Source organism: Sphingobacterium shayense (genome assembly GCF_013179575.1).
GTDB classification, from domain to species: domain Bacteria; phylum Bacteroidota; class Bacteroidia; order Sphingobacteriales; family Sphingobacteriaceae; genus Sphingobacterium; species Sphingobacterium shayense.
In genome coordinates, this window is record NZ_JABMCQ010000012.1 from 18052 (window position 1) to 37759 (window position 19708).

Here is a 19708-nt window from a genome sequence, read left to right on the forward strand (position 1 = left end):
TACTTTTCGTTTCACTAATATTATTCTCTTCTATGCGTGTTTTATCGCTTGTTATTGGTCAGTAACACATCCTTCTGATGCGTCTGATACCGTTTTTGCATATTTATAAAGAACACCTTTGGTGACTTTTAATGCAGGCTGCTTCCAGTTTGCGCGACGTTCTGCTATTATTTGCTCATCCACGCGGAGATTAATCCTGTTATTTACAGCATCAATTTCGATGATATCGTCATCTTCCACAAGTCCGATAAGTCCGCCCTGATAAGCCTCAGGTGTGATATGTCCAACAACGAAGCCATGCGTTCCTCCTGAGAAACGACCATCGGTGATCAATGCGATAGAATTCCCTAAACCCGCACCAATTATCAAGGAAGTTGGTTTCAGCATTTCCGGCATGCCAGGCGCACCTATTGGACCCTCATTTTTGATAACCACAACATCGCCTGGTTTAATGCGACCTGTTGAGACGCCTGTTACAAGATCATGCTCTCCATCAAACACACGTGCCGGGCCAACGAACTTCTCTCCCTCTTTCCCAGATATTTTGGCAACAGATCCTTTTTCTGCTAAGTTTCCGTAAAGGATTTGCAAATGCCCGGTTGCCTTAATCGGGTTGTTTAATTTTTGTATTATCGGTTGATCGTAATCGATAATCGATTTTACGTTAGCTAAATTTTCTGCCAAGGTTTTTCCAGTAACCGTAATACAATCTCCGTGTAGCAGGCCTTCGTCCAATAGATATTTAAGGACTGCTGGTGTACCACCATATTGATGAAGATCTTGCATTAGGTATTTTCCTGATGGCTTGAAATCAGCTAATACCGGTGTTGTATCTGACATACGTTGAAAGTCATCTTGGGTAATTTCGATACCTACAGACTTACCGATGGCAATAAAGTGTAATACAGCGTTGGTACTTCCTCCTAGAATGATTATCGAACGCAAGGCATTTTCGAACGCTTTACGCGTCATAATATCGGAAGGTTTAATGTCTTTTTCTAATAACACTTTAATATATTTACCCGCTTCGACACACTCGTCCTTCTTCTCTTGGGAAACGGCAGGATTGGAGGCAGAGTAAGGCAAGCTCATTCCTAAAGCTTCGATTGCAGAAGCCATCGTATTGGCTGTATACATCCCCCCGCAAGCGCCTGCGCCAGGGCAGGTATGTTTTATGATCCCTTCAAAATCTTCATCTGACATATTGCCGCACACGCGTTGTCCTAAAGCTTCAAATGCAGATACAATGTTCAACTCTTCACCCTTATAGTGTCCAGGTGCTATAGTTCCGCCATATACCATAATTGCAGGGCGATCCAAACGGCCCATTGCCATAATAGCACCAGGCATATTTTTGTCACATCCGGGAATCGCAATAAGTCCATCGTAATATTGTCCTCCACAAATTGTCTCTATACTGTCCGCGATAACGTCTCGAGAAACTAGAGAATAACGCATTCCGTCGGTTCCGTTACTCATGCCATCACTCACTCCGATGGTGCCAAAAGTAAGACCCACCAAATCATTTGCCCATACACCCTTTTTGACCACTTGTGCTAGGTCATTTAAATGCATGTTACAAGTGTTCCCATCGTAGCCCATACTAGCGATTCCGACTTGTGCTTTATTCATATCAGCGTCTGTTAAACCAATACCGTAAAGCATTGCTTTAGCAGCTGGTTGGGTTTCATCTTGTGTAAAGATGCGGCTGTATTTGTTTAACGCTTTTTCCTTGTCAGATGATGACTTCATAATTCTCTTCTTCTAATACTAATTTTTTATACTTTCTTTGGATGGTGGCGCCGATTGTGTGCTCCCATTCTTCTTTATAACTTGTTTCGTCGATTTGTTTTATCCCGATAATTTCAGCAGCAGTACCACTTAAAAACGCACTTTCTGCATTCTTAAGGTCATCAATCGTCAGCTTTTTTTCTATAATATCGATATTTAGTTCTTTACATATTTCTATAACCGTTTGGCGCGTAATTCCAGGAAACACATTGCCTAGTGGAGGTGTGTACAACTTGAAGTCTTTCTCGATAAAAAGGTTTTCACTAGATGCTTGCGCCACGTATCCTTGTTCATCTAGTAGAATAGCTTCGTCAAATCCTTTTTTTGTTGCTTCATTTGATGCCAAGATTGAGTTGATATACTGGCCAGAGACTTTAGCATCGATACAGAATGATTTTGGACTAGGGCGTTGTACTTTTGAAGTGCAGACGCGTAACAAATTTTGACCTAAGTATGGTCCCCATTCCCATGCGGCAATCATTATTTTTGATTCCTTCGCAGCTGTCAAATGCATATTCGAACCACTGAATACAAGTGGCCGAATGTAGGCTGCACGTAGATTGTTTACTTCTAGTAAGTGATAGGATCTTTCAACTAAAGTTTGATTATCCCAGATATAGGGAAGGTTAACTGATTCGCAAGATCTCTTCAGCCTTGCAAAATGTTCTTCAGCTTTAAAGATACGGGTACCATGAAGCGTGCTGTATGCACGTAGGCCTTCAAAGGCACCATAACCGTAGTGCAATGACTGTCCGAATAGATCGATTCCAGCCTCAGTGGCTTTAATGAACTCACCCTCTAAATAAATGTAGGTGTCTTGATTGTAATATTGCATAACATCCCTCGGTTTTCCCTGTTGCGAATGCCTTCTTTCGATAGATAAGGCGCGTAGGAATTTCACTTTTGTTAAGTTAGGTGTATTCGTAATTGTTTACAATAGCAAATTAATTTATTTTAAAAAAGTTTATTATTTTGTTTTCTATTACTTTTTGCTCCTATGTTTTATTTTATTTAAGATAAGCCAAATTTAATTTTGATCTTCGTAGACTAAAATTAAAATCGGTATAATCCTAATAAATGAAGATTCCATAAAAAAAAGAGAAAATTCTTCCTAAAAATGCTTCTAGTGATAAAGTTTTTGAAAAACTAAGCGTTTAAACCCGAAGATTTAAAACGAAAATGAACGCTATTTGAAAGACAGCAGAGGATATGTTTTGTCTCAAAAGTTATAGATGAAAAAAAACGTCCTTAGAACATAATGTTATAAGGACGTTTGTATTTTTAGTATTATGACTAAGAAGATTATTCCACGATACCCTCTGCTAATACTGTAATTAAGTTTTCCTTAGCTTCCACGACACCGCCTTTAATTACAAGGACGGTTTCCCCTTGGTTATCTTTAATAATAACCTTTCCGTCATCCAAAGTGGAGACGATAGGAGCGTGATCTTTTAATATTTGAAAAGAACCAGCGCTACCTGGTACTGTTACTGCCGTAACTTCACCATCGTATGCTAATTTATCTGGAGTAATGATCGTTAATTTCATTCAAGTGCTTTTTTTAGATGTTAGAGTACCTGTCTTGAAGTTTTCGCTTTTCGGCCCATTTAATTGAGGCTGATCGGCTTTTAATATGAGCTAACACACTAGTTGTTAGCTCATGAATATTTTTGACAGGAAGAAGCTAATATCTAATTAAACTGCCTCTGCTAATAGTTTTTTGCCTTTTTCGATAGCGTCTTCAATACCACCGACTAGATTGAAGGCCGCTTCAGGATATTCGTCAACTTCCCCGTCGATAATCATGTTGAATCCTTTGATTGTATCTTTAATATCGACAAGTACGCCTTTCAATCCTGTAAATTGCTCTGCAACGTGGAAAGGCTGTGATAAAAAACGTTGGACACGGCGTGCACGCTGAACAGTTAATTTATCTTCTTCAGAAAGCTCGTCCATACCTAAGATAGCGATGATATCTTGAAGCTCTTTGTAGCGTTGTAAAATTTCTTTAACGCGTTGTGCAGTGTTGTAGTGTTCGTCACCTAAAACTGCTGGAGAAAGGATTCTTGAAGTTGAATCTAGGGGATCCACAGCAGGGTAGATACCTAACTCGGCAATTTTACGCGATAATACTGTTGTCGCATCTAAGTGAGCAAATGTGGTAGCCGGAGCAGGGTCAGTTAAATCATCGGCAGGAACATAAACTGCTTGAACCGATGTAATTGAACCGTTTTTAGTCGATGTGATACGCTCCTGCATTAAACCCATTTCTGTTGCGAGGGTCGGTTGGTACCCAACAGCCGAAGGCATACGTCCAAGAAGGGCTGATACTTCAGACCCCGCTTGTGTGAAACGGAAAATGTTGTCAATAAAGAAAAGAACGTCACGACCTTGACCTTGTCCATCGCCATCACGGAAATATTCCGCAACAGTAAGACCCGATAAAGCGACCCGAGCACGTGCTCCGGGAGGCTCATTCATTTGTCCGAAGACGAATGTACATTTTGATTCTTTCATCAATTCACTGTCAACCTGGTCCAAAGGCCATTCGCCTTTTTCCATGCCTTCCATAAATTGATCACCATATTTGATAATGCCAGATTCAAGCATTTCACGCAATAAATCATTTCCCTCACGAGTACGTTCGCCAACACCTGCGAATACAGATAGTCCTCCGTGTCCCTTTGCGATGTTATTGATTAACTCTTGAATCAATACTGTTTTACCAACGCCAGCACCACCGAATAAACCAATTTTACCACCTTTTGCATATGGTTCTAATAAATCGATTACTTTAATGCCTGTAAATAATACTTCTGATTCAGTAGATAGTTCATCAAATTTAGGTGGCACATTGTGGATAGGACGGCCGTTTTCTTTATCTAAGTTCTTGATACCATCGATTGCATCACCAACTACGTTAAATACGCGGCCTTTGATCTCCTCACCAATTGGCATTTTAATAGGAGCTCCTGTATCTACTACATGCATTCCACGAACCAATCCTTCGGTTGCATCCATGGCGATTGTACGTACACTTTCCTGTCCTAAGTGTTGTTGGACTTCTAATACAACACGTTGTCCATTGTCTTTTTCAATGAATAATGCGTCGTAAATCTTAGGAAGACTGTCATTGTCGGCGAAGTTTACATCAACTACCGGGCCGATAATCTGCGCTATTTTACCAATATTGGGCATATTATAGGGACTAAATATTTATTAATCAATTTAAAACAGATGGTCTCGCCACCTAGATTTTGGAATGCAAAAATAAGTTATATCTCGTTAAAAGCAAAACGCTTATTGATATTAATTTATTTTTTCCCTCTCTTTCCTTGTTAGCGGGTTAAAAACCTGAATTTGGGTGTAACAAATATAGGTGACGTAACCATTTTTCCTATCATTAACGAACAATAAAGAAATGACATCACCTTAAATATTAGGCTTCTTTATTCATTAATGGATTACGAGTTGCGTTTCATTTGCTCGTCCAATAGTTGTCTTTTCAACAACTGTTCTTTTTCCATTGATTTTTTTCGAAGTGTTTGTAACTCTTCTTGAAACTCGTCTGCGGTTTTCTTGTGTTCGACCGTGTCAATTCGTGCTTTTCGGAATGACGCTAAGGTTACTAAAAATAAAATTGCTAACACAACGATAATAATCCATACGATTGTATGGTACGTACCTTTCGCAAAATCAATTCCAAGGAATCGAATGGAGCTCGTTAATTTTTTTTCATTTTGTAAATCCGCATCTAGACTGGAAACGGAATCTTTCAGTGCTTTTATAGTTCCTGTAGAAGAAGAGGAGCTCTCAACTAAAGTAGCAATTTCTTTCTTGTATTGGCCGATAGAGTCTAACACGTTTCTACGGACGATTTCTAAATTGGTCTTTCGTATTAGCTTAAACGAGGCGTCTTGGGATCTAGATAGGTTACTTAGATTGATAAACTGCTCGTTCAATGTTCCTTTTTGAATGGCATAGGGAAGCATGGGTCTTTCCTGCCCAAATGCGATCGACACGCAAATGGTAAATGTGAATAGCAGAACTCTTTTTAACATAGAATTGAAGTAATTAGTATGGTATACATTTTATAACACCATAATTGTGAAATTATTGTTCGGTGAATCGCCGTAAAATTGGATAATTAATAAGGAAATCCCAAAAATAAATGTTTTTAAAGGGGTAATTGACTGTAGTACACCTGTTAGTTTAGGTAACGTTTGTTCGATTTAGAGATGAAATAATGTAGTATGTTGGCTATAGAATTACCTTATTGGTGCTGTTCATTCGGTGCCGATGGTAATATTTTGTAAGGATTGGATAATTATGCGGAGGAATAGCTTATTGTAAAATCGTTTATTTGAATATCCAATATAGACGAGTTAAATTGATTTGTCTGGGTTGAACAAAAAGCGTTTACAGATGTGGAGCTTGTTATTCGCGAAAGGCAAGAATAACTAAAATGGTAACTAACTATGATAAAATATTGTAAGTATTTTGGGGTATTGATTGTCTTGTGGTTTACAACTGCGGGAAATGATATGTTTGCACAATCTGCTCAGGTACACTACTGCGACAGCTCTGTGGTTAATGAACAGCGTTTTCAATATGCTCTGCAAAAACTCCATTCATATACAAAGACAAAAACAGAGGACAAAATTTTTCAACGTCAATCTCAATATGGATCAAAAGACATTATTGTTGGGATAGCAGCTCTTAAATGTTGGGAGGATTTCGTTCCCAAAACATTTCTAGACAGCTTAGATAAATCAGAATCCTACCTTATATATAGGAAAGATAAGACCAGTCCACTTCTCATTTTGGCAGCAGATGAATCGGGACTTGTATATGCGGCTGAACAAGTGTCTGGGCAATCAATTGATACTTTAGCTCAAGTTCGAATCTTTGAGAAGCCGGAAATGCTCTTGCGCGGTACCGCTATTGGATTGCAAAAAACAGCGTACCTCCCCGGCCGTGATGTATATGAATACCCATACACAGAAGAACTTTTTCCTTGGTTCTATGATAAAGATCTATGGGTACAGTATCTCGATATGTTACTTGAAAACAAGTATAATACTTTGTATCTGTGGAACGGACATCCGTTTTCTTCTTTGGTGAAACTCAAGGACTATCCTTATGCTTTAGAAGTGAATGAAGAAACATTTAAGAAAAATGAAGAAATTTATAGTTTTCTTACCGAGGAAGCCAATAAAAGAGGTATTTGGATTATTCAGATGTTTTACAATATAATTCTACCAAAGCCTTTCGCAGAGAAGCATAACCTGAAAACGCAGGAACGTAATCGCGTTATTACCCCTTTGATTGCTGATTATACGCAGAAATCTATCGCGGCATTCGTTGAGAAATATCCGAACGTAGGGTTGCTTATTACTCTAGGAGAAGCGATGGAAGGCGTAGGCCAAGATGATATAGACTGGTTTACTAAGACGATTATCCCGGGTGTAAAGCAAGGTCTGAAAGCGCAAGGAAACGATGTTGAGCCTCCGATTATTTTACGCGCGCATGATACAGATGCACCAGCCGTAATGCAGGCAGCAAAGCCTATATATAACAATTTGTATACGATGGCTAAATTCAATGGTGAAGCCTTGACCACTTATGAGACACATGGAAAGTGGGCTGAACTGCATCAAAAATTGGGAAGTATTGGTACCGTGCATATACAAAATGTCCACATCTTGGCAAACTTGGAGCCATTTCGGTACGCTGCTCCAGAGTTCATTCAAAAATCGGTTAAAGGAATGCACGATATTCATTTTTCTAATGGTGTACATATCTATCCCCAGGCATCCTACTGGGATTGGCCGTATTCAGCGGATAAAACGGAGAAACGGCTTCTTCAAGTAGAACGAGATTGGATGTGGTATCGCGCTTGGGCCCGTTATGCATGGAAGCAGGAACGAGGCGAGGCAGAGGAAAAGTCATATTGGACGTCGCAACTTGTCGATTTTTATGGTATTAGTAGCGATCAAGCAAGTCGATTACTATTGGCTTTGAATGAGATCGGTGAAATATCGCCTAAAATATTGCGCAGATTTGGTATCACCGATGGTAATAGACAGACTTCTTCGCTAGGAATGCTGATGACACAGTTAATTAATCCCTATCGATATGGACTTTTTACTTTGCTTTATGAATCTGAAGCCCCGGTGGGAGAGATGATTATCGACTACGCCGAAAAAGAGGCAAAGGGATTGCCACATACGGGAGAAACACCCATTCAGGTTGCTGATGAAATTGTAAACCATGCGAATATAGCTTTACAAGCGACTAACGGTCTTTTCGGGGTTGCGCATAGAAATAGAGAAGAATTTGATCGATTACTGCACGACATTAAGATTCACAAAGCATTAGCAGAACATTATAGCTATAAAGTTAAGGCTGCAATTCAGCTATTGGCCTATAAAACGTCTAAGGATATCCAAGATTTGCGCGATGCGGTTCCGGACTTTCAAAAAAGCGTTGAGGCATATAGAACGTTAACCGACCTCACACAAGATAGTTATCTTTACGCCAACAGTATGCAGACCAAAACGCGTAAAATTCCTATGCGTGGTGTTGATGGGCACTACAAACATTGGCGGGAGATGTTGCCAGTTTATGAACAGGAGTTTCTTAATTTTAAAAAGTCTATAGATTCTTTGGCAACAGTGACGGGAGAAAAGAAAGAACAAGTTGCGTTTCTTGTCGATAATCAGGTTAACGTCAAAGCAAATATAACTCTTGTTCCCCTCAAAAAAGGTGCAAAATTATACGAAGACCAGGAGCTTGTAGTTACGCATTTAGCAAATGAACTGGAAGGCCTATCGGCTGTTGTTATCAATTCCGAAAAACAAAAACTCGAAGGTACCACGCTCCAGTTTGAGAGTGAAGAACCTGTTAAAATATTGGTGGGATATTTTAACAATACAGATAAAGTCTTTGCTCCGAAACCGGTCCTAGAGATTGATGCCACTGCAAATGACTATGGACAGGCAGAAGCTAAAATTAGAAACGCGATGCGTGTTCAATATATGCCTATGATCGATATTCATAGCTATTCATTCGGCAAAGGAAAAAACGAGCTGAAAATACCGAAAGGTGAAGTTTTGATCCTCGGGTTTGTGAAGGATAAAGAACTGCAATCGCCACGTAATGCAGATGTTGAAAATCAGGGAGATGACATGGATGATCTTTTTGGATATTATCAAGAAACTAAATTATAGCAAATAGAATGTATTGGTTTGTTATAATGGATCCGCAGATTTCAACTAATAGATCATATCAATTTAAAACGAATAGAAAAAATATTATCAGGAATGACGAAACGTAGGCGCATTCCTACCGTTCTTGGAAGGTTCCAATACGGTTGTATCCTGCTTGTTCACGTATGAAATTTAATAAAATTGCATGTGCTCTATTATCTCTTCTGCCATTCTGTGTGTTTGGTCAAGGGGCGTTAGAGAGCAAAATCGACGACTATGTTGCCAAGTTTAATAGCCAGGATGATGAGGCTGTTGTTAATAAGATTCCAAATAAGGCATCTGCAAAATGGATGAAAGAGAATGTGCCTTTTTTTGCTTGCCCAGATAGTACCTTAGAAGAAATTTATTATTTCCGTTGGTGGTCGTTTCGAAAGCACATTAAGGAAACACCTGAAGGCACTATTCTTACCGAATTTATTGAACCGGTTAAACATGCCGGTAAATATAACTCAATTAGCTGTGCCCTCGGTCACCACATTTACGAAGGCAGATGGCTTCGTAAAGGCGATTTTTTAAAAGAATATATCGACTTTTTCTTGTATCACGCTGATTCGGGACAAGGTCGAGATCGTTTTCATCAATTTAGTTCTTGGGTTCCTGATGCTCTGCTCGCCTATTATATGGTTGACAACGATCAGGACTATCTTGTCAATCGGTTGGTCGATTTAGATAAAGACTATCTAAAATGGGAAGAGGAACGTCTATTGGATAATGGAATGTTTTGGCAATATGACGTGCGTGATGGTATGGAAGAATCTGTGTCGGGAGCAAGGAAACAGGAGAATATGCGACCGACAATAAATAGCTATATGCTTGGGAACGCAACTGCCCTTGCAAAAATAGCAAATATAGCGGGTAACGATAGTCTTGAGAACGTATACGTTGATAAGGCACAACGGTTGCAGCGACTATTATTAGATTCATTATGGGACAATGAGGATGATTTCTTTAAAACTAAAATGGAAACAGGTGAATTGCATTCTGCACGTGAGGCTATAGGCTTCATTCCTTGGTATTTCCATGCTGTTCCAGATAAAAAAAGTTTTGCGCAAGCGTGGAAGCAGGTGATCGATACCGCAGGTTTTAATGCACCATGGGGTCTGACAACTGCGGAGCGTAGAGAACCGACGTTTCGAACCCGAGGAACAGGAAGTAGTTGTGAGTGGGATGGTGCTCTTTGGCCTTTTGCAAGCTCACAGACACTAAGAGGTATGGCCAATTTCCTAGTTGATTATAAATATGGACCAAAAACACTATCAAAGTCAGATTTTTATAATGCAGTACATCAATATGCAGCGTCTCATGTCATGGATGGTAAGCCGTATATTGGAGAATACCAAGATGAAAAAACGGGGTATTGGCTAAAGGGCGATGATCCTCGAAGTAAGTTCTATAATCATTCAACTTTTGCGGATATCGTTATCCAAGATCTTATCGGGTTTAAGCCAAGTATCGATGGCAGTTTTTTCTTAAAACCATTGATTCCCGAAGGGGAATGGTCGTATTTTACGCTACAGGGGCTGCCGTATAAAAATAAAATCGTAGATATCTTCTGGGACGAAACTGGAAAGAAGTATAATAAAGGGAAAGGACTGCTGGTTTATATCGATGGTAAGCTAGCCGCAAACTCAAAACAATTAAAACCAATAAAGATTAAATTATAATGATAAGAAAAGTATCCTTAATGCTACTAGCTTTTATAACGCTGGCGGGGCAACTCGTACATGGACAAGCTTTTTATAACGTAATGGACTACGGCGGTAAGAACGATAGTACAAGTATCAATACCCGAGCTATTGCCAACGCAATTGATGCTGCTGCTGCAAAAGGCGGTGGGACGGTTTACTTTCCCGCAGGGAAATATATCACAGGCCCCATCCACTTTAAAAGTAATATAACGCTATTTATCGATGCCGGAGCGGAGCTCCACTTTAGTGATAATTTTGATGATTATCTACCGATGGTAAAATCTCGTTGGGAAGGTACTGAAGTAACGAATTTTTCGCCTTTTATATATGGAGAGGGATTAGAGAATATCGCAATCGTTGGACGTGGACTAATCGATGGACACGGTAAGAAATGGTGGGGCTATTCCGAAGTTACAATTCGCAATCAAAAGGAAGGAGAGGAAACTAAATGGCAAAAGGAGTTTAAAAGATTGAATAAAGATGTACTTGCGCCAGACCTTCCAGGATGGATTGAGCGGGGTTTTTTGCGCCCGCCGTTTATACAGTTTCTGAATTGCAACAACATACAGATAAAGGATATAAAAATTCAAAATTCACCTTTTTGGACAATAAATCCACAATATTGTAATAATGTGACTGTCGATGGAGTGACGATCGACAATCCACCATCTCCTAACACCGACGGAATTAATCCCGAGTCCTGTAGTAATGTCCATATTGCTAATTGTCATATCTCAGTGGGAGACGATTGTATCACTATTAAATCTGGAAAAGATCGGTCGGGGAGAAAAGTGAATATTCCAGCTGAAAATTATACAATAACCAATTGTACGATGCTTCGAGGACACGGAGGGGTGGTAATTGGAAGTGAAATGTCCGGCGGCGTGAAAAATATTGTTATCTCAAATTGTGTATTTGATGGTACAGATCGAGGTATCCGGTTAAAAACTGCCCGAGGAAGGGGCGGAGTTGTAGAAAACATTCGCGTAAGTAATATCGTTATGCGGAATATTCGTGATCATGCAATCGTTCTTAATATGCAATATGCAAAGACTGATGTAGAACCGATTAGTGAGCGTACTCCGCTATTTAAAAATGTGTTTATAAGTGATATGGCAGGGTCAACGAATAGCGTAGCATTGATTCGTGGGTTAGAAGAGATGCCTGTTGAAAATGTTAGTTTTACTAATATCAATATGAAGGCTACCGGGGGCTTCGAGATTGAGAATGCGAAACGACTTACTTTTAATAATGTGCAAGTGGAAGTTTCAGGTGAACCATTTTTAAAGGCAACAAACGTCGAACAATTGAGTTTAACCGGTATTCAAAATTTCACGCCGTTAACTGATAAACCGTTGTTATTATTTAATGGGGTAAAGGAGGCGAATATACAACAGAATTTTCCAATCAAAGATACCAGAGTTTTTCTGACGCTTGAAGGGGATACAAATGATAATATATACTTACATAGTAATAATTTTTCTAATGTTAAAACTGTTTTGTCGGGTAGTGATAAAGGGGTTAGTTTGATGAATAATGTTGGCAATAAAAAGTAAACTTATGATACTTCGAAGTCTCGTCATTTTTGGGTTCCTCATGTCATTCTCTTTTGTGTTCGGCCAGCATAAATTATGGTACGACAAACCCGCAACGGATTGGGAGGAAGCGCTACCCATTGGTAATGGCCGACTTGGAGCAATGGTTTATGGTGGTGATAATAAAGAGACATTGCAGTTTAATGAAGAGACCTTATGGACTGGTGAGCCTCGATCTTATGTGAAACAGGGTGCATATCGCTATTTGGATAGTATACGGACGTTGATAGATGAAGGAAAGCAGAGGCAAGCGGAAGAATTGGCGCAGCGTGAATTTATGGGAGTTAAGGGGATTACAGAAGAACTGGATCCTTGGTTAGAGGGCGTATCGCGCGAGCGAAATAAACCAAACGGTGCATATAGCCCTAAGTTTGACGATAAATCTTGGAATGTTATCACTTTGCCTTCCTACGAGGGGTGGGAAACGGTTGGTCATGAAGGGCTTAACGGCGCCGTTTGGTTTCGTAAAGAATTCTCACTCTCAAAAGACGATTTAAACGAAGATTGGACATTAGATTTGAATAAGGTACGTCAGCAGGACTATACCTATATAAATGGAGTTTTAATAGGGCAATCGAATGGAGAAAATGAAAAGCGAAATTATCTTATTCGTAAAGAAAATCTTCGAGTCGGGAAAAATGTGATTGCCGTCCAAGTGATAAATGTGGAGGGTAAAGGTGGGATAGCCGGTTATAAGGATACGACTGAACGCATAGGATTGAAGACAGCTTCGGGCAGGCTTATTCCTCTAGGTGGGGAGTGGCGTTATTGGATTCAAGACGCTAAGCCACCGAGAGTAGGGGACTACCAAGAAGCCTATCAACCGTTTGGTGAGGTGAACTTTACGTTCGCTTCCGGAGAAAGAACAGATTACAAAAGAAGTTTGGACTTAGAAGAGGGAATTGCAAAGGTCGTTTACAAACAATCGGGAGTGGAATTCAGTCGAACATATTTGGCAAGTTATCCAGATAACGTTATTGCCGTTCAGCTTACTGCTAGTCAACCCGCTAAAATCTCTTTCTCCGTCGGGATTTCTAGCAAACACAAACAACGTAGAGTGTGGAAAGTGAATGATCAGACTCTAGGGATGTCGGTATCTGTGTCCGAAGGTGCTATGAAAGGAACATGTCTGCTTAGTGTCGAGGCACAAGGGGGGACGGTTGTTGAAAAAGATGGGGTATTATCTGTGAGTAGTGCAAATAGCGCAACCGTATATTTGAGCGCTGCAACTAATTTTAAAGATTTTACCGAATTAAATGATGACTATAGCAAACCTTTGTATAGGAATCACCAAGATGTTGTTAAAATCCCTTTTGCGAAGGTGCTCGCGAGACATCAAGCAGATTATAAGTCGCTGTACAGCCGATTTTCGGTCGACTTGGGTAAAGGAGTTAATAGCGATCTACCCACCAATAAACGTATCGAAAAATTTGATTCGGCATCGGACCCGGACTTAGTGGCATTATACATGCAATACGGTAGATATTTGCAGATTGCAGCGTCGCGCAAAGGAACGCAACCGATGAATCTGCAAGGAATTTGGAACCATTTGCTTGAACCCTCTTGGGGAAGTAAATATACCACGAATATTAATCTGGAGATGAACTATTGGCCTACCGAGATGCTGAACCTTTCAGAATTACATGAACCACTTTTCAAAATGATTACGGAGCTAAGTCATGCGGGAAGAGAAACAGCAAAGGAATATTATAACGCGCGAGGATGGGTATTACATCATAACACTGATATCTGGCGGGGGACAGCGCCGATAAATAACTCGAATCATGGTATTTGGCCAACCGGCGGAGCTTGGTTAGTGACTCATCTTTGGGAACATTATTTATTTAATCAAGATCCCGAATTCATTATCCAATATTATGATATAATTAAAGGATCGGCATTGTTTTTTAAGGACGTTCTCGTATTGGATAAAGAAACGGGTTGGCTTATAAGTTCTCCATCCAACTCTCCTGAAAATGGGGGACTAGTGAAAGGACCAACAATGGATCATCAAATAATACGGGCGTTATTTCAGGTGTTTACTGAGTCTTCAAAACTTGTAGGGAAGGACGCTGAATTGAGAGATTCAATTACAGCGTTGATTCCAAAAATAGCACCTAATCAAATCGGACGTTACGGTCAGTTACAAGAGTGGATGGCTGATGTCGATGATCCAAATAACAAGCATCGGCATGTTTCCCACTTGTGGGGCTTACATCCAGGGAATGAAATTAATATGGAGGATACTCCGGATCTCGTAAACGCAGCTAAGCAATCGCTTATCATGCGTGGAGATGATGGCACAGGTTGGAGTTTGGCCTGGAAGATCAATTTTTGGGCACGTTTAAAGGATGCGCAACATACCTATACAATGATAAAAATGTTGCTTCGCCCTGCAGGGAAAGCTGGTGGTTCATATCCTAATTTGTTTGACGCTCATCCTCCTTTTCAAATTGATGGAAATTTTGGAGGAGCAGCAGGAATCGGCGAGTTGCTTCTGCAAAGTCATAGTAAATACATTGACATATTGCCGGCCTTACCTAAAGAACTCGCTCAAGGAACTATAAAAGGAATAAAGGCGAGAGGAAATTTTGAGCTAGATATTAGCTGGCGTGAAAGTATGCTCATAGGACTTCGTGTGAAATCTAATGCCGGTCGTTTGTTAAGGCTTCGTTACAATGGTAAAATAGTTGAAATACGAACTAAAAAGAATATGGTGTACACGTTCGATTCACAATTAAATCAAACTAATTAATGTTTAAATATATTTCCTGTTTTCTTCTTGCCATAATTACATGTTATAATACGCAAGGTCAGTCTCCTCGCGAAGAAATCAACTTGAACGAAGGTTGGGTGACAGCAATGGATGAATCCGATTCAGCTCGCTTTCGAGGTTTTCAAGAAGAAAGTTTTGATAATCTGAGCTCGTGGAAGCACGTTTCTGTCCCGCACAACTGGGATCAGTATGGAGGATATCGTAGACAGATACATGGAAATATACACGGTTTTGCGTGGTATAGGAAGTCTTTTACTTATAACGGGACGCAGTCGGACAAGCGTTTTTACTTATTTTTCGAGGGTGTAGGTTCCTACGCTACCGTTTGGCTAAACGGAATAAAAGTAGGATATCATGCTGGTGGACGCACAACTTTTACACTTGATGTTAGTGAAGCGATCTATACGGATGGACGTACAAATATTTTAGCAGTGCGTGCTGATCATCCCCAAGGAATTCGTGATCTTCCGTGGGTAGACGGAGGATGTTCTACCGAAAGAGGGTTTTCTGAAGGCTCTCAACCGTTAGGTATTTTTCGTCCGGTAACTCTAATCGTAAAGAATCAGTTGAATATTACGCCTTTTGGGGTTCATTATTGGAATGATGAAACAGCAGATGGAACGCAGGCGCGCATTCATCAAACTGTCGAGCTGCAAAACACGTCCTCCAAAGAGCGGATCGTACAAATAAAAACGAATGTCTTAAATAGGGATGGAGTGAATGTTTATTCAGGAACTGACGAAAAGGCTATAGGTAAGCTCTCTCTAACTGAAGTTCCTTTAACAGACATTTATCTTAACGCGCCCAAATTATGGTCCGTTGAATCTCCCTATTTATATACAATAGAAACAGAAATTTGGGAGAGGGGACAGCTTCTTGATAAAGAAATTACGTCTTACGGTGTTCGTAGCATACGATGGCCAAAAGGAATAAAACCTTTAGGGACCAATCAGCTTCTAGTTAATGGTAAGCCTGTTTTTATTCACGGAATAGCCGAATATGAGCACAAGCTGGGGAACTCTCATGCATTTACAGGCGAAGAAATTCTTGCACGTGTGCGCGATATGAAAGCGTCGGGTTTTAATTCTTTTAGGGACGCTCATCAACCACACAATCTACGTTATCAGGACTATTGGGACGAACATGGCGTATTGCTATGGACACAAATGGCTGCGCATATATGGTTCGATACACCTGCATTTCGTGAGAATTTTAAAACGTTGTTGAAAGACTGGGTAAAAGAGAGAAGAAATAGTCCTTCTGTCTTCCTTTGGGGGCTTGAAAATGAGAGTACATTGCCTGAAGAATTTGCGCGTGAGTGTATGGATATTATACGTGAATTAGACCCAACAGCCTCAATCCAACGATTAGTAACAACTTGTAATGGAGGCAGTGGAACAGACTGGGATGTTCCACAGAATTGGACCGGTACCTACGGAGGAGATCATAATACCTACGGTGAAGATCTTAAAAACCAGCTTTTGGTAGGGGAATTTGGAGCATGGAGGACCTTAGAAATGCATGCGGAACCCCCGTATTTGGCGAATGATAAAAACTATAGTGAGGAGCGTTTCACTGAGATCATGGAAACTAAACTTAGATTAGCGGATTCTGTAAAAAATGAAGTAATTGGCCATTACCATTGGTTATGGACATCACATGACAATCCCGGACGAGTCCAGGGGGGCGAAGCTCTACGCGATATTGATAAGATTGGGCCTGTGAATTATAAAGGACTTTTAACACCTTGGGGGGAACCAACTGATGCTTATTATATGTTTCGCGCACATTACAGCGACCCTAGTGATCCGATGCTCTATATCGCCTCGCATACTTGGCCTAACCGATGGACAGCAGCGGGGAAAAAGGATAATATACGCATATATTCCAACTGCGATGAAGTTGAGCTTTTTAATGATTTAGAGCGGCATTCACTAGGTGTTGTTAAAGATCCTGGCCACGGAAGATCATTCGAGTTCAACAACGTCGAAATTAAATATAATGTGCTATATGCTGAAGGGAAAATCGAAGGAAAGATTGTTGCTCGAGATACTATTATTCTTCTAAATTTACCACGTAGCCCTAGTTATTTACAGATGGTTGACACAAGCTCAACATTAGTTCGAGGAGATAAGGATTTTGAGTATTTGTTTCGCGTAAACGCTGGTGGGCCAGACTACATTGATCGGTATGGTCAACATTGGTTAGCGGATCAACCCTATACGGATTTGGCAGGATGGGGATCTGTATCTTGGGCAGATACCTACGAGGATATCTCTTCGACCTTTGCAAGCCAGAGACGCATCTTTGATCCAATCAAAGGCACAAGTGAATGGCCGCTTTTTCAGACATTTCGATATGGTCAAGATCAGCTTTACTATAAGTTTGAGGTGCCTGATGGCGAGTACCGAGTTGAACTGTATTTTTCCGAACCATGGGCAGGTGGAGGAGGAATAAAAGATGCTAGCGGGATGAGATTATTCGATGTTGCGATTAATGGACAGGTACAAGAAGAGAATCTTGATATTTGGAAGCAAGCGGGGCATGATGGCGCCTTGAAAAAAGTATACAACGTGCATGTGAGAGATGGAGTAATTCGTATAGACTTCCCAAGAATTTCTGTAGGGCAGGCGATTGTTCAAGCCATCGCGGTAGCGGCAAAAGAACATAAAGTTTTAACAACTAAGCCCGCCACACATTTTAATCTTAAGGCTGGTAGGGAAGAAATACCTTTTCTAAAACGCTGGATGGATATTGGACAGAGATACGATGATGCAAGCGCTATCACCTTTCAGTCTTTGCCTAGTTTTTTATATGGATCAGATTATTTTTTAGCCTCAACTAAGACGATCGGCTTAGAGCTAGCGTTTGTCCATCCGTCGTATCTTTATGCACTTTCCGCTAGTCCTGTTGAAGATTATGAATACACCGGTGATTCAGTAATCACCAGTGTTGGTGATGTGAAGAGAGTGTATAGAAAAGTGCTCGCATCGGGTGAGAAAATAATTCTTCCAAACCTTGAGGAGGGCTCTCTTTTTGCATTTCAAGTACAAAGTGGTTTACAACCTGCATTTGACCTAAAACAGGTTGTTAGTTATAAGGCTAATGCGGTGAAGAAGACAGAAGGCACAAATATGGTTAACTTTCAAAAGGGTAAACGGCGGCAAATTATTGATAACAATGGATGGATAACCTTCGATATAAAAGTGGGGGTGGCAGATGTTTATTCCTTAACGTTGAAATATCATAACAGTTCAAAGGAGATAAAAAAGGGTACGATAGAATTGGTGAATTTAGATGGGGCTATTTTAAAAGAGCCGCAGACGATTGAGCTTACACCTACTCGTAGTGGAAAATGGAATTATATAACTACCGATACAGGTACGATGATCAATGCAGGTACATACGAAGTACGGGTCCGTTCGATCAACGCGAAAGATATTTATATCGATGCGGTAGATGTTCAATAAGATTTTAATTCCTGCTAAGATAACGTCTTTTATATTCTAATGGGGTGAGCCCCATTACTTTCTTAAAGTGACGATAAAAATTTGACACATTGTTAAATCCACATTCAAAACAAATTACTTCGGTTGGGAGCATGTTTTCCACAAGAAGTCGACAAGCATGGCTGATTCGAATCTCGACTAAGAAATCATAGTATGTTTTTCTAGTCATCATCTTGAAATATCGACAAAAAGAAGTGATGCTCAAGTTTGCGATATTAGCCACTTCTTCTAATGTAATATCCTGTTTATAATGCGCATGAGTATAATTGAAAATGTTATTTAAGCGAATATTGTCTGCTTCATTGGATTGATGAAATGTAGTTTGTGTTTTTACAATTGTTTCACACTCTTCACTCTCGGCTATTATTTTAAGAATATTTAATAGCGAGATTATTTTGCCGAATCCGGTTTCTTTTACACAGGTATGCATTAGTTGAGCTACTTGTTTTTTGGTTTCTCCTTTAATGATCAATCCACTTTTAGCCCTTTCAAATAGTTTTGGGATCAAATAGGCTTCTGGAAGTTGTAAAAGTTGTTTACCAAAGCATTCAGGTAGAAATTGTAAAACAATAGCTTCTATACTATAATCCGAATCGTTTTGAAAATACTCGTCCTTACATCGCCAAGCATGCGATAATTTTTCTCCAACCAATATGATCTCGTCGGGAGAAAAGCTACTTATGTTATCACCAATGAATCGGACACCTTCTCCCCTGATGGTATAGTGGAGCTCAAGCTCTTCATGGAAATGCCAAACATTCCCAAAATTAGGCATGATGTCATGTCGTGCAGAGAACGAACTCTCGAGTTTTGCTGGAAGCTTTCTATATAGCGGTTTCATGACTTCGAAACGAATTTATTTTAACGGTTTATATTATATTTTTTGGCAAGACTAAGATACGTTATTTATTTATAAAATATGCTAATATGCTATAATGATCTGATAATGTTACACTATTAGAGGTGATGAAAATATTGTTCTTTTGAATAAATGTCATGAGACTTGGTGAATCAGGATAAGCTAATATTATCCTCATTACAGTAAATCAATCAGGGATTTCAATAACAGTTTGATTTT

At 39.9% G+C, this 19708-nt stretch carries 11 protein-coding genes; 5 read left to right on the forward strand and 6 right to left on the reverse strand.

The genetic code is table 11. The annotated features are described in order from the left end of the window. Positions 1-51: 51 nt before the first annotated feature. From ilvD to HP439_RS03025, 5 genes are all read right to left on the reverse strand, one after another. Positions 52-1752 (reverse strand): dihydroxy-acid dehydratase, encoded by a 1701-nt coding sequence (gene ilvD / locus HP439_RS03005; RefSeq protein WP_172388870.1) that lies wholly within the window; start codon positions 1750-1752, stop codon positions 52-54. Next, complete coding sequence (locus tag HP439_RS03010) at positions 1736-2692, reverse strand: branched-chain amino acid transaminase (protein ID WP_343043504.1); 957 nt, start codon at positions 2690-2692, stop codon at positions 1736-1738. Before HP439_RS03010 ends, ilvD begins: the two co-directional genes overlap by 17 nt. Before the next feature lie 401 nt (positions 2693-3093). Further along, positions 3094-3339 carry an ATP synthase F1 subunit epsilon gene (atpC, locus tag HP439_RS03015; protein WP_172388871.1) on the reverse strand — a complete coding sequence of 82 codons (246 nt, stop codon included), beginning with the start codon at positions 3337-3339 and terminating at the stop codon, positions 3094-3096. Positions 3340-3486: 147 nt separating this feature from the next. Then, on the reverse strand, positions 3487-4989 hold the full coding sequence (gene atpD, locus HP439_RS03020; RefSeq protein WP_172388872.1) for a F0F1 ATP synthase subunit beta: 1503 nt from the start codon (positions 4987-4989) through the stop codon (positions 3487-3489). 266 nt (positions 4990-5255) lie between these two features. Beyond that, a complete protein-coding gene (locus HP439_RS03025; protein ID WP_172388873.1) occupies positions 5256-5852 on the reverse strand; it encodes a hypothetical protein in 597 nt (198 codons plus the stop codon). A 417-nt stretch (positions 5853-6269) separates the two neighbouring features. Between HP439_RS03025 and HP439_RS03030 the strand changes: the two genes are divergently transcribed. The 5 genes from HP439_RS03030 to HP439_RS03050 all read left to right on the forward strand — a co-directional run bounded on the left by HP439_RS03030 (position 6270) and on the right by HP439_RS03050 (position 18591). Next, complete coding sequence (locus HP439_RS03030; protein ID WP_172388874.1) at positions 6270-9023, forward strand: hypothetical protein; 2754 nt, start codon at positions 6270-6272, stop codon at positions 9021-9023. A 164-nt stretch (positions 9024-9187) separates the two neighbouring features. Next, positions 9188-10726, forward strand: coding sequence for an MGH1-like glycoside hydrolase domain-containing protein (locus HP439_RS03035; RefSeq protein ID WP_216657750.1), 1539 nt, complete (start codon positions 9188-9190; stop codon positions 10724-10726). Then, positions 10726-12306 (forward strand): glycoside hydrolase family 28 protein, encoded by a 1581-nt coding sequence (locus HP439_RS03040; protein ID WP_172388875.1) that lies wholly within the window; start codon positions 10726-10728, stop codon positions 12304-12306. Before HP439_RS03035 ends, HP439_RS03040 begins: the two co-directional genes overlap by 1 nt. A gap of 4 nt (positions 12307-12310) precedes the next feature. Further along, positions 12311-15100, forward strand: a complete 2790-nt coding sequence (locus tag HP439_RS03045) for a glycoside hydrolase family 95 protein (protein ID WP_246229196.1) — start codon at positions 12311-12313, stop codon at positions 15098-15100. Continuing rightward, positions 15100-18591, forward strand: a complete 3492-nt coding sequence (locus HP439_RS03050) for a malectin domain-containing carbohydrate-binding protein (protein ID WP_172388876.1) — start codon at positions 15100-15102, stop codon at positions 18589-18591. The genes HP439_RS03045 and HP439_RS03050 overlap by 1 nt, the downstream gene beginning before the upstream one ends. 4 nt (positions 18592-18595) lie before the next feature. Here HP439_RS03050 and HP439_RS03055 read toward each other — a convergent pair whose 3' ends face one another. After that, positions 18596-19471: an AraC family transcriptional regulator gene (locus HP439_RS03055; protein WP_172388877.1), complete on the reverse strand. Its 876-nt coding sequence runs from the start codon at positions 19469-19471 to the stop codon at positions 18596-18598. Positions 19472-19708: the final 237 nt, after the last annotated feature.

Excerpts from the sequence above, each read along its gene's own strand:
- ilvD (WP_172388870.1), bottom strand. The coding sequence starts at position 1,752 with ATGAAGTCATCATCTGACAAGGAAAAAGCGTTAAACAAATACAGCCGC.
- atpC (WP_172388871.1), bottom strand. The coding sequence starts at position 3,339 with ATGAAATTAACGATCATTACTCCAGATAAATTAGCATACGATGGTGAA.
- atpD (WP_172388872.1), bottom strand. The coding sequence starts at position 4,989 with ATGCCCAATATTGGTAAAATAGCGCAGATTATCGGCCCGGTAGTTGAT.
- HP439_RS03025 (WP_172388873.1), bottom strand. The coding sequence starts at position 5,852 with ATGTTAAAAAGAGTTCTGCTATTCACATTTACCATTTGCGTGTCGATC.
- HP439_RS03030 (WP_172388874.1), top strand. The coding sequence starts at position 6,270 with ATGATAAAATATTGTAAGTATTTTGGGGTATTGATTGTCTTGTGGTTT.
- HP439_RS03035 (WP_216657750.1), top strand. The coding sequence starts at position 9,188 with ATGAAATTTAATAAAATTGCATGTGCTCTATTATCTCTTCTGCCATTC.
- HP439_RS03040 (WP_172388875.1), top strand. The coding sequence starts at position 10,726 with ATGATAAGAAAAGTATCCTTAATGCTACTAGCTTTTATAACGCTGGCG.
- HP439_RS03045 (WP_246229196.1), top strand. The coding sequence starts at position 12,311 with ATGATACTTCGAAGTCTCGTCATTTTTGGGTTCCTCATGTCATTCTCT.
- HP439_RS03050 (WP_172388876.1), top strand. The coding sequence starts at position 15,100 with ATGTTTAAATATATTTCCTGTTTTCTTCTTGCCATAATTACATGTTAT.
- HP439_RS03055 (WP_172388877.1), bottom strand. The coding sequence starts at position 19,471 with ATGAAACCGCTATATAGAAAGCTTCCAGCAAAACTCGAGAGTTCGTTC.